The 11748-nt window shown below is 66.6% G+C and carries 8 protein-coding genes; 5 read left to right on the top strand and 3 right to left on the bottom strand.

Annotated elements, in window-relative coordinates:
- Window positions 1-108 precede the first annotated feature (108 nt).
- From B2747_RS05645 to glgP, 3 genes are read right to left on the bottom strand one after another with little or no spacing between them, the layout of a single operon-like run.
- A complete protein-coding gene (locus B2747_RS05645) occupies window positions 109-2013 on the bottom strand; it encodes a DUF3536 domain-containing protein (protein WP_291157686.1) in 1905 nt (634 codons plus the stop codon).
- Between the two features lie 11 nt (window positions 2014-2024).
- Window positions 2025-3524: a glycogen synthase gene (locus B2747_RS05640; RefSeq protein ID WP_291157683.1), complete on the bottom strand. Its 1500-nt coding sequence runs from the start codon at window positions 3522-3524 to the stop codon at window positions 2025-2027.
- A 2-nt stretch (window positions 3525-3526) separates the two neighbouring features.
- On the bottom strand, window positions 3527-5701 hold the full coding sequence (gene glgP / locus B2747_RS05635; RefSeq protein WP_291157681.1) for an alpha-glucan family phosphorylase: 2175 nt from the start codon (window positions 5699-5701) through the stop codon (window positions 3527-3529).
- Between the two features lie 240 nt (window positions 5702-5941).
- On the opposite strand from glgP, the gene thrA reads away from it, so the two are divergent.
- The 5 genes from thrA to B2747_RS05610 all read left to right on the top strand — a co-directional run bounded on the left by thrA (window position 5942) and on the right by B2747_RS05610 (window position 11692).
- Complete coding sequence (gene thrA / locus B2747_RS05630; protein ID WP_291157679.1) at window positions 5942-8434, top strand: bifunctional aspartate kinase/homoserine dehydrogenase I; 2493 nt, start codon at window positions 5942-5944, stop codon at window positions 8432-8434.
- 2 nt (window positions 8435-8436) lie between these two features.
- Entirely contained in the window at window positions 8437-9807 is a 1371-nt protein-coding gene (thrC, locus tag B2747_RS05625; RefSeq protein WP_291157677.1) for a threonine synthase, read from the top strand.
- Window positions 9804-10571 (top strand): SDR family NAD(P)-dependent oxidoreductase, encoded by a 768-nt coding sequence (locus B2747_RS05620; protein ID WP_291157675.1) that lies wholly within the window; start codon window positions 9804-9806, stop codon window positions 10569-10571. The genes thrC and B2747_RS05620 overlap by 4 nt, the downstream gene beginning before the upstream one ends.
- Window positions 10568-11089 (top strand): hypothetical protein, encoded by a 522-nt coding sequence (locus B2747_RS05615; protein ID WP_291157673.1) that lies wholly within the window; start codon window positions 10568-10570, stop codon window positions 11087-11089. The genes B2747_RS05620 and B2747_RS05615 overlap by 4 nt, the downstream gene beginning before the upstream one ends.
- A gap of 135 nt (window positions 11090-11224) precedes the next feature.
- On the top strand, window positions 11225-11692 hold the full coding sequence (locus B2747_RS05610) for a hypothetical protein (RefSeq protein ID WP_291157670.1): 468 nt from the start codon (window positions 11225-11227) through the stop codon (window positions 11690-11692).
- Window positions 11693-11748: the final 56 nt, after the last annotated feature.

Here is an 11748-nt window from a genome sequence, read left to right as displayed (position 1 = left end):
TAGACATTATTCAGGACGCGACACAGTACATGTTAGAGATACTTCTCTACGAGCTCTGCGTGCTCCATTCCTCTGCGTGAGCTGTTCAGGGACTGGACTCTATAGAGGCTAGAGGGCAGTCAGCGTATCGTCACTGCGAGACGCGTTGAGCACTGAGCGTGCGGCGAGTTCCGGTAATTCATGTACAGAGAACTGCTCCGCTCTTGTCTGGGCTTGTGACTGCTGGTGCAGAGTATCACGGCGCTCAGCGATCCACAGCTGCATCGCCGCGCCACGGCCGCGTACCGTTGCGTGGTACTGGGTTCGCACACCGCTGCGCCGGTGATGCAAGGCAACGTGCCAGTGGCTGTGCTCAATCTTGTCGGTCGCTGCCTCGGGCCTCACCACCAGGTCATACACACCGAGCCGATCGGGCAGGGGGCCGACGCGTTCCGCGTCAGCAAGTGAGGCCAAGGCCGCGGCGCCTGCCGCCACGCGCATGCCCACATCGCGATCGGGCAGGGCGTCATGCAGGAACACGTCGGCGGCACTGGGGCCATGGTGGCTCTCGTGCCTGGCCAGACGCAGGGCGTCGACCAGGGGACCGGCCCAGGCGCCAGTCTGTCCGCTGAGTTCGAGCACGCGGGCCGCGTAGCGCAGCACCTGCCGAACCTCAATGCGATCGACGTCGTCGAAGAACCAGGCGCAGGATGTGAACAGCCGGAGTGTGGCGCGCTCGAGTTCGAGCAGCTCACGGGCCCGCAGCAACGGCTGCGCTTCCTGTGCGCTGTCGGCCATCGGGCGCAGCTGCGCGCGAACGAAGGTCTCCAGCGTGTCGCCATCTTCCGACACCACCTCGCCGTAGGCATCACGCACCGCCCACGGATCGGTGGCAAACAGCGAGCGCGCCTCGTGTTCGTACTGCGCATGCGCGCGTTCTGCCAGCGTAGTGAGCGCGTCGCGCAGCGGGCCACGCCAGCCTTGTTGTGGCGGACGATTGCCATCGAGGCGACAGCCACAGTTGCTGCGCCAACGCTCCACCCCATGTGCGCAGCTCCACGCTGAGGGTGAGACGAGGCGCACCGTCGTGGTGGCGGGGACACGCGCCACCAGCGTGGCGGCATTGACGAGGAGAGTCTGCGGCCCTTGTGATGCGGTCCCGTTGCGCTCTGCTACCCTGCGCAGTGCGTCGAGCAGCGTGACTTCCCCGCCCGCGTGATGATGCCCGAACGTCTCGCCGTCGGTGCAGAGCGTCGTGGCCCGCGGTTCGCGCGCCAGCTGCTCACGGGGCCAGTCACGAAATGGCGTGAAGCGCGAGGCCAGCGCCTCGGCGTTGCGCAGCAGGCCCCCAAACGCGACGTCGCCGGCGAGACTGCCGTCGTAGGGCAGAATGGTCAGCGAGCGTCCGCCGCTGCCCTGCCAACGCAGTGGCAGGCCGCGTCCGTCATGGCCTTCCACCTGATAGGGAGCCAGTATGACAAAGCGCAGGCCTTCGTCAGCGAGTGCGTCGAGCGTGGCCTCATCCACCGCGCACTCGGGCAGCCAGAAGCCTTCGGCCTCGCGACGAAAGCGACGCTGGAAGTCCCGCAGACCCCAGCGGATTTCGGTGCGCCGTTCACGCGGTGAGGCCAGCGGCAGGATGACATGATGATACGGGGCGGCCATGGCATTGCCGTGCCCCCAACGCGCCACACTTGCGGCGTCACCCTGCTGCATGGCGCGCATGGTGTCAGGCGCCTCGCGTTCGAGCCATTCGCAGAGCGTGGGTCCCACGTCGAACGAGCACCACGCGTACAGATTCACCACCTGGGCCAGGCCAGCCCGCGCATCAGGGTCGATGACGGCCGATGGGCCGTGCGCGGCTTTGTGCTGCACCCAGCGCTCGGCCGCAGCCTGCCGCGCGTAGCACTCGCGGGTGATGCGTGCGTTCCAGTCGTGGTCGGGCGCGGCCGAGGCTTCGCGCGGCACCAGCTCCATCCACGGATCTTCACGAGGTGGCTGGTACAGATGCTGATGCACGACAAGCCAATGCATGCTGCGCCCGGTCAGCCGCGGCGTCGCGCGATGTCCAGCGCCCGACGATACACCTCGGCGTAGCGCTCGGCCGACCGCTCCCAGCTGAAGTCGCGGCGCATGGCGGTCTGCATACGGGGCAGCCAGGCGCGCGGATCGTGGAAGCGCGCGAGGGCGCGCGTGATGCCGCGGTCCAGTGCGCGTGCATCGTACTCGTCGAACAGGAAGCCGCTCGCGTCGTCATCGATGGTGTCGGCTATGCCGCCCACGCGTCGGCCCACCGGCAGGGCGCCGTAGCGCTGCGCCCGCAATTGCGTGAGCCCGCAGGGTTCGTACTGCGAGGGCATGAGAAAGATGTCTGCGCCCGCCATGAGGCGATGCTCAAGGCGATCGGTGAAATCGAGCTGCACGCCTACGTGGCGCGGCCTCGCCCGCGCCAGCTCCAGCAGGGCCCGCTCATAGCGGGCTTCGCCGGCGCCAAGGAACACGAACTGCGCATCGAGATTCCAGATCTCGTGCGAGCCGAGCATGAGATCGAGGCCCTTCTGCGAAACGATGCGTCCGGTGAAACCGAACAGCGGCGTGCGTTTGCGCTGCGGCAGTCCGAAGGAGCGCTGGAGCGCGGCCTTGCAGCGCTGCTTGCCGGACAGATCGGCGACCGAATAGTTGGCCGTGATCTGATCGTCGGTGGCCGGATCCCAGACCTGCTGATCGATGCCGTTGGTGATGCCGCCGAAGCGGTTGCCCAGCCATTGAAACACTTCGTGCAGGCCAAAGCCACCGCCCGCCGTGCGCAGTTCTTGCGCGTGCGTGGGGCTCACGGTCACCACTTGATCGGCAAAGGTCAGTCCGCACTTGAGCAGATTGATACGTCCGTACCATTCGGCATGCCGGAAGTTGAAGACCTCGGGCGGAATGCCGCAGTCGTTCAGCATGGACGCCGGAAAGTGTCCCTGGTAGCCGGCGTTGTGTACCGACAACACCGTGGGGGTCCCGGCGTACTGGGCATCGAGACCGGCGTAGCTCCGCATGTAGAGCAGCGCCAGCGAGGTATGCCAATCGTTGGCGTGCACGAGCACCGGGCCGCTGATGAGCCGCGGAATGGCATCCAGCACGGCGCGCGAGAACAGCGCGAAGCGTCTGGCGTTGTCGGTGTAGTCCTTGCCGCCTTCGCCATACAGGCCACCGCGCGCGAACGCACTGGGGATGTCCACGAACACGACCTTGGGCCCCTTGCGTGGATGCACCTCGCGGAAGAAGCGCACTTCTTCGCCGCGGAAGCCGAGTTCGATTTGCAACGGACGCCCCAGGGGAGCGAGGTCCGGCGCATGGTCGCGCACGGTGCGATAGAGTGGCAGGAACACCACCACGTTGGCGCCACCGCGCACCTGGCACTCGGCGAGGCCCATGACGGCCTCACCGAGTCCGCCGCTGCGTGCAAACGGGGAGTACTCGGCCGTGAGGTGCACGATGGTGGGCGCGCCGTCGGCTGGCGCACGCACCAAGGGTGAGCCCAAGCCCGGAAGTGTCATGCTCAGTTGACCGGCGGATCGTCAGGCGTGCTGAGCCCGATCATGGCCGGCGCATAGTAGGAGCGGGCATACTGCTCCACCATGCGCCGCGAGGTGAACTGCTGGCCCGCCACCCGGATGGCATGCTTCATCATGACCAGCCAGCGACGCGGCAGCTCGTTGCGATCGCGCTCGTAGTAGCGTGGTACCACTTCCTTCTCGAGCAGGTCGTACAGACGCTGCGCCGTATTCCATCCGGCGTCGTCGTCCACTTCCGGTTCGATGGCCCAGCCGTTGTTGCCCTCGTAGCCCTCTTCCCACCAGCCATCAATGGTGGAGAGCTGCGGCACACCGTTGAGTGCGGCCTTCATGCCGCTGGTGCCCGACGCCTCAAGCGGAACGCGCGGCAGGTTGAGCCACAGGTCCACACCCTGCACGAGCAGATGCGCGAGGTGCATGCCATAGTCTTCCACGAAGGCCACGCGGCCCTCGAAGCGCGGATCGCGCGTAAACTGGTAGACGCTCTGCAACACCTGCTTGCCCGGCGTGTCGGCCGGATGCGCCTTGCCGGCGAACACGATCTGCACCGGACGCGACGGGTCGGTCACGAGACGGCGCAGACGCTCCACATCGCGGAAGATGAGATTGGCGCGCTTGTACGTCGCAAAGCGCCGTGCAAAGCCAATGGTGAGCGTGTTCGGGTCGAGGAGAGTACCCGCGCCCACGAGCTGCGTGGACTCCATGGCGCCGCGCGCAAAGGCCCGCCGCGCCTCCTCACGCACCAGCCGCATGAGCGTGTGCTTGAGGCGCTGATGCACATACCACAGCCGCTCGTCGTCGAGTGTGAGCACTTCTTCCCAGAGCGCGGCGTCGTTGCTGTGGCCCCACGCCGGCCCGAGATGCTCGTCGAGCAGGCGCATGATGGGATTGGCCATCCAGGTGGCGAGATGCACGCCATTGGTGACATGTCCCACGGGCACCTGTTCCGCCGGACGATTGGCCCAGAGCGAGCGGCTCATCTCGCGCGTGACAATGCCGTGTCGACGGGAGACGGCATTGACGTGCCGCGACAACCGTGCCGAGGCGGCCGTCATGTGAAATACCTCGCTGCCCGACTCGGGATGGAAGCCGATGCGCAGGAAGGTCTCGACGTCGATGCCCATGTCGTTCCACACGCCGTTGGCGCAGGCCCGCACATCGTGCGTCGGGAAGTGATCGTGTCCGGCCGGGACGGGCGTGTGCGTGGTGAACACGCTCGCATTGCGTACCTGCTTCACGGCCTCGGTGTAACCCAGTCCCTGTTTGGTGAGTTCGCGCACGCGCTCGACCATCATGAAGGCCGCGTGGCCTTCGTTGGCATGCCAGGCCGCCGGGTGAATGCCAAGCGCACGTAGCGCGCGGACACCACCCACACCCAGCAACCACTCCTGTCTGAGACGCATGGCGGGCCCACCGGAGTACAGCTTGGAGAGCAGGGGACGGTCGTCGGGATGGTTCTCCTCGAGATCGGAATCGAGCAGGTACACCGTCACACGCCCGACCTGCATGGTCCACACCCGAATGTGAATGTCACGGCCAAAGGTGTTGACCGTCACCAGGTGCTTCGCGCCATTGCGGCCCGGCAGCGGCGTGATCGGCACGTCGCGGAAGCTGATGCGAGCATCGGAGTCCTCCTGCCTGCCGTCGACGCGGATGTGCTGGTCGAAGTAGCCGTTGCGATACAGAATGCCCACGGCTACCAGCGGCACACCAAGATCGGAGGCCGTCTTCAGGTGGTCGCCGGCCAGTACGCCGAGGCCGCCCGAGTAGATGGGCACGGAGTTGTGAATGCCGAATTCCGCGCAGAAGTAGGCGACGGTCTTGCCGCGCAGGTCGGGGAAGCTGCGGGCGTACCAGGTGTGCTCGTCCGACTGCTCGGCGGCCAGCCACTGCATAGCCCGGTCGTAGCGCGCGAGGAACACGTCGTCCTGGGCCAGTTCCAGCAACCGAGCGGGTGCTACCTGCTGAAGCAAGGTGATGGGATTGTGGCGCAGTCGCGACCAGAGGGCTTCGTCGATAGCCTTGAAGAGCGAACGGGCTTCCCGGTTCCAGCTCCAGGCGAGGTTCTGCGCCAGACGGGCGAGGCCGCGGATGCGGGCCGGAAGGGCCGGTGCGTCAGGGGCAAAGGGATTCTGGGGCGCAGTAGCGGGTGCGGTCATGACGTGGGGCCGGTGTTGCCAATGGCCGCCCGAATGGCGACACGAGGATGTGCAAGGTGAAAGGTATGCAGGGAGACACGGGTGTGGACAGGGAAGGCGGCGCGAACTAGAGTCGGAAGTCCCGTAAAATGTCCCCAGACCCGTTGACCCATGCCGAGCCGCTCCGCCAGTAAACCGTCCTCCCGCAAACCATCGTCCCGCCGTGCCGCTACGCGAGGCACCCGGGGCACGACGGGCGCGGTGGAGGTCTTCAAATTCGGCGGGGCGTCGTTGGCCGATGCCGATGCAGTCCGGCATGCCATCGGCCTCATTGCCGACGCCCCATCGTCACGTGTGGTCACGGTTGTCTCGGCGTTGGCAGGCGTTACCGACGCGCTGCTGGACATTGCCGATACCGCCCTGCGCGGTGATGTGGCCAAAGTGGACAAGGCGGTGGACGCGCTGCGTCTGCGGCATCATGCCGTGGCCAACGGCGTGATGACGCGGCAGGCGGAGCGCAAGGCGCTCTGCGCCGAGCTGGATGTGGTGTTTGCCGAGCTGCAGGCGTTGGCCCATGGTGTGGCCAGTCTGCGTGAGCTCACGCCACGCACCCGCGATTTTCTGGTGGTGCGCGGCGAGCAACTCTCGGCGCGCCTGGTGGTGGCGGGACTCGTGGCGCGTGGTGTGAAGGCGCGCTATGTCGAAGCCGCCGAGGTGATTCTCACGGACGGCGTGTTTGGCAACGCGTTCCCTGATCTGGCGGCCACGGACAAGCAGGTGCGCGCCCGCATTCAGCCGCTGCTCGCGCGGCGCATCATTCCCGTGGTGCCGGGATTCGTTGGTGGCACCAGCAGCGGCGCATTAGTCACGCTGGGCCGCGGTGGCAGTGATCTGACGGCCACCGTGCTGGGGCGGGCCCTCAAGGCCGAGCGCATCACGTTGTGGAAGGACGTGCCGGGTCTCATGACCACCGACCCGCGGCTCGTGCCGTCGGCGCGCATCGTGCCGCAGCTCAATGTGCGAGAGGCGGCGGAGCTCGCGTACTATGGCGCCAAGGTGCTGCATCCGCGGGCGCTCATTCCGCTGGCGCGCACGGCGGTGCCGGTGTTTGTGCGTCCCTTTGCCACGCCGGATGCGCCGGGCACCGAGATCAGTACACGGCACACGCTCGACAAGTATCCGGTCAAGGCGCTGAGCATCGTGCGGCAGCAGGCGCTGGTTACCGTGACCGGCAATGGTATGCTGGGTGTGCCTGGCATCGCCGCACGCACCTTCGCCGCGCTGCAGCAAGCGGGCATTTCGGTGACGCTCATTTCGCAGGCGTCATCGGAGCACAGCATTTGCCTGTGCATTCCGGCCGAGCGCGGCGATGATGCGCGCGTCGCGCTTGAGCAGGCCTTTGAGCGTGAACTGGCCCGTCGTGAACTCGAAGGCATGGCCGTGCAGACCGGCATGGCGACGCTGGCGGTGGTGGGTCTTGGCATGGCCGGCACCCCTGGCATTGCGTCGCGCATGTTCTCCTCGCTCTCGCAGGCGGGTGTGAATATCGTGGCCATTGCGCAGGGTTCGAGTGAGCTCAACATCTCGGTGGTCATTGATGAAGCGCAGGCGGTCATGGCTGCGCAGGCGGTGCACGACGAGTTTCAGCTGGACAAGATCGGCGGTGGCGGCACACGAAGCCGCGACCGCCTCGATGTGGTCCTGCTGGGTGTGGGGCAGATCGGGCGCGAGTTGCTGCGCATGCTGCCGCGCACGCGGCGCCGCGTGAAGCCCACGGTGGTTGGGCTCATCGATCGCAGCGGCTTCGTGTTTGAACCCGATGGCTTGTCGGCGGCGCAACTGCAGCAGGCCGTCAAACACAAGGCGGCGGGCGGCGCGCTGGCGTCGCTGCCGTCGGCGCACAAGAGTCAGGCCACGCAGGCCGTGCAGTACATTGCGTCGCATGCACTGGCGCAGCCGGTGCTTGTGGACCTCACCGCGGACGAAACATTGCCGGCGTTGCGCGCCGCGGTGGGCGGCGAGATGGACATCGTGCTGGCCAACAAGAAACCCTTGGCTGCGGCGCGTGGCGAAGTGGCGGCGCTGCACGCGGCCGCCGCGGCGCAGGGGGTGCGCATTCTGCACGAGACCACCGTGGGCGCCGGTCTGCCGGTCATGGACAGCTTTGCCAAGCTCGTGGAGACGGGGGATCAGGTGCTGCGCATCGAGGGTTGCACGTCGGGTACGCTGGGATTCCTGCTCACGCAGATTGGTGCGGGACGCGCGTTCAGCGAGGCACTGCGTGAAGCCATGCAGCGTGGCTACACGGAGCCCGATCCGCGTGACGACCTGTCCGGCATGGATGTGGCGCGCAAGGCGCTCATTCTCGCCCGCCTGATGGGCTTTGAAGGCGAGCTGTCGGATGTGCAGGTCGAGTCGCTGGTGCCCGAAGCGGCGCGCCAGCTCACAACGGCCCGCTTTCTGGCCACGCTGCATGAGCAGGACGCTGTCTGGGCCGCGCGTCAGGCGGCCGCCGAGCGGCAGGGGAAGGTACTGCGCTATGTGTTGCGGGCCACCAGTCGTGCGGTGCGCGTCGGTCTGCAGGCGGTGGACCGCAGTCACCCGCTGGCCAGCCTGCGTGGCACGGACAATCAGATCGTGTTCACCACGCGTCGATACCGCGAGTATCCACTGGTCATCACCGGTCCCGGCGCCGGGCCGGAAGTCACGGCCGCCGGTGTGCTCAACGACATTCTTCAACTCACGCCCGCCTGACCATGGCCGCTCACGATTCGCTGTTTCTGTCTGCGCATGAAGCGGCGGGCGCACTGAGTGTGCAGCGCTGCGATGTCTGCGGGGAAACGCTGCACGAGCACGACGCGTCACCGGCCTGTCCGGCCTGCGGTGGCCTGCTGGCCATCGTGCATCGGGCGCCGGTCGATGCGGCGGGTGCACCGCTTACGGCGATGGCCATGCGCCAGCAATTCGCGGGCCCTTGCTGTGCGCTGCCTGCGGTGGCTGGTGGCGGCCATGCGTCCGGCGTGTGGCGGTTTGCCTCGCTGGTCATGCCCAGCGTTGGCACGGCCATGGTAAGTCATCCGGAGGGCAATACACCCGTGCTGGCGCGCACGCGCGTGCAGACCTACGCCGGATGCGACGGGCTGCTGCTCAAGCACGAGGGCTACAACCCCACGGGGTCGTTCAAGGATCGCGGCATGACCGTGGGCGCCACGCAGGCGGCGCGTATTGGGGCGCGGGCGGTGGCATGTGCGAGCACCGGTAACACCTCGGCATCATTGGCGGCCTATGCGGCGCAGGCCGGCATACCGGGTTTGGTGTTCGTGCCAGCCGGCAAGGTGGCCATGGGCAAGATGGCGCAGACGCTGGCCTATGGGGCGCGCACGCTGCTGGTGCGCGGCGACTTCGACGAGTGTCTGCGCCTTGTGCAGGCCGCGTCGAAAGACTTGGGCATCTATCTGCTCAATTCCATCAATCCGTGGCGCGTGGAAGGGCAGAAGACCATCGTGTTCGAGCTGCTGCAGCAGCTCGGCTGGGATGCGCCGGATTTCATCGTGCTGCCGGCGGGCAACCTTGGCAACACGGCGGCCTTTGGCAAGGCGCTGCGCGAAGCGGCGGCACTGGGCCTCATTGCGCGCGTGCCTCGTCTCGTGTCGGTGCAGGCTGCGGGCGCGTCGCCGTTTGCGCGTGGCTTTGCCGAGGGCTTTGCCACGCGGCACAAGATGCAGGCGGACACCGTGGCCACGGCCATTCGCATTGGTGATCCGGCGTCGTGGGATCGGGCGGTGCGCGCCATTCGCGAAACCGATGGGCTCGTACTGAGTGTGAGCGACGAGGACATTTTGGAGGCCAAGCGTGTCATCGATGCGGCCGGAGTGGGCTGCGAGCCGGCGAGTGCGGCGTCGGTGGCCGGTGTCCGGCAGTTGGTGTCGCGTGGTGTCGTGCGTGCCAGCGATCGCGTCGTGGCCGTGCTCACCGGTCATGTGCTCAAGGACCCGGGCATTCTGGTGAGCATGCATCAGGAACGCGAGGCGTCAGAGGGCGCCAACCGGCCCATCGAGATTGATGCGACGGTGGAGGCCGTGGCGCGTGTGATTGACGCGTCGCGCTCGGAAGGAGCGGCGTCATGAACGCCCTTGGTGCACGTCGCACGCTGGTGACGGGAGCCGCACATCCCCTGGGCATCGAGTTGGTGCGCCAGTGCCTGGCGCGTGGCGACCGCGTGTATGCCGCCTGTCGCAATCCGGCGCGTGTACCGGAGTTGGCCGACCTTCGTGCGGAGTTCGGTGGGCTCGAGCTGCTGCCATTTGAACCGGCGGACGCCTCGAGTGTGGCCGATGTGGTGCCGGTGCTGGAGAGTCTCACCGATTCGCTCGACCTGGTGGTACTGGGGCCGGTAGAGCTCGGGGCGCATGAGCGGGTACGCGATGCTGCGCGGGACGCACACTTGTCCACCATGACCTCCACGGGACTGACGGAGCACTACCGGCGACACGCGGTGGCCCCGGTGCTGTTGATTCGCACGCTGCTGCCCTGGCTCACGCGAGGGGACGGGGCGCGGGTGCTGGTGGTGAGCAGCGAGCGCGGCTCGCTCAAGGACAAGCAGCTTGGTGGGGATTACGCGGAGAGCGCAAGCGCCGCCGGACTGCACATGCTGGTGCGCGCGCTGGCGCACGACTTGCGCGAGGAGCGGGTGGTGCTCTGTCTGGGCAATGCGAGTGCGCTGGTGCTTGGCGCAGGCCACGTGGCCGAAGACGAAGATGTGCCCGCAGACGAGGAGCGCAGCGTGGAACTGGCGGATGTTGCATCAGGCCTCCTGATGCAGTGCGAACGCCTGGCTCGCGATCGCAGCGGCGCGTTCGTGGATTGGACGGGGGTTGAGCGGGCCTGGTGATGGACGAGCGAGTTGGTGAGCGCGGCGAGGTGACAACGCCGTTGGCGGGGGAGGCACAGAGTGTCTCACACAGTGTCTCATGCGGTGTCGCACCGGCGGCGCAGGTGCCGGTTGTGGTGGAGTTTGAGGAATCGCCGGTGCGCAGTGAACCGGAGCCCGCGCCGGCGTCGTGGCCGCTGCACTTGCTCACCTGGTTGTTTGCGGCGGGCATAGTCGGCGGTGTGCTTGGTCTTGTGTTTCTTGCGCTGTTCGACGTGCCGGCCAATCTGCCCGAGGGTGTGACGTACGAGGAGCTCAAGCCCAAGATGTATTTGCGCGCGGTGTTGGCATTGGGCACGAGCGCAACCGCATGGTGGTTGCTGAGCAAGCGTCGACGCGCTGGCGCCATCCTCGCCGCATTGGTCTTTGCGCTGCCGCAGATCCCCACGTTGGTCGTCGGTCAGTTTCACTGGTCTTCGCTGGCATTTTCGGCGGCGGTGATTGCGTGTGCTGCCGCGAGCTGGCGCGAGTTGGAATAGCCGCACTATCCCACCAGCTTGCGCCAGAGCCACGCCTTTTGCGTCCGGGCACAAAGGATGGCGCCAGAACCGCGAGAGGATAGAATGTGTAGGTGGTTCCATCCTGACACTCCCCGCGTTGATCCGGAGTACTTCGTGAAGTCACTGTCTCCCGTCGTTCGGTTCGCACTTTGTGCTGGTCTGTCTGTGCTTGTGGCGCCTGCGGCGCTTCGCGCGCAGGACAGCGCGGCCGTCGCTGGCAAGTCCGGCAAGTGGTCGGCCACCATGTCCACCTTGAACGGACTGCGCGGCGCCGCGGACCTGCGTGTGGAGCCGCAGGGTGGCAAGGACTCGCGTGCCCGCCTCAGCATTCGCAACGCGCCCATCAATCGTCAGTTGGCATGGGACATCGTGGCCGGCTCCTGTGGGGACGAAGGCCGTCCCGTGGCAGCAGGCGCGGCATTCCGTCAGATCCTTACGCGCAACGACGGCACGGGTGACGCCACGGCGCGCATTTCGAAATTGGAGACCGGCAAGCGCTACTACGTGCGCCTGTTTGAGCCGTCCCAGGTGCCGGGAGACCGGACGGGCTTTGGATGCGCCAATCTGAGCGAAGAACCCTAGAATTGCGGCGTGGAGTTGTGAGCTTTGGGTTATGAGTAAGGGGCGTCTCCCGGGTA

Origin of the sequence: Gemmatimonas sp. UBA7669, from assembly GCF_002483225.1 — a bacterium.
Classification (GTDB): domain Bacteria; phylum Gemmatimonadota; class Gemmatimonadetes; order Gemmatimonadales; family Gemmatimonadaceae; genus Gemmatimonas.
Note: the sequence above shows the minus strand (reverse complement) of the source record. Positions and strands in the feature narration are given on the sequence as shown.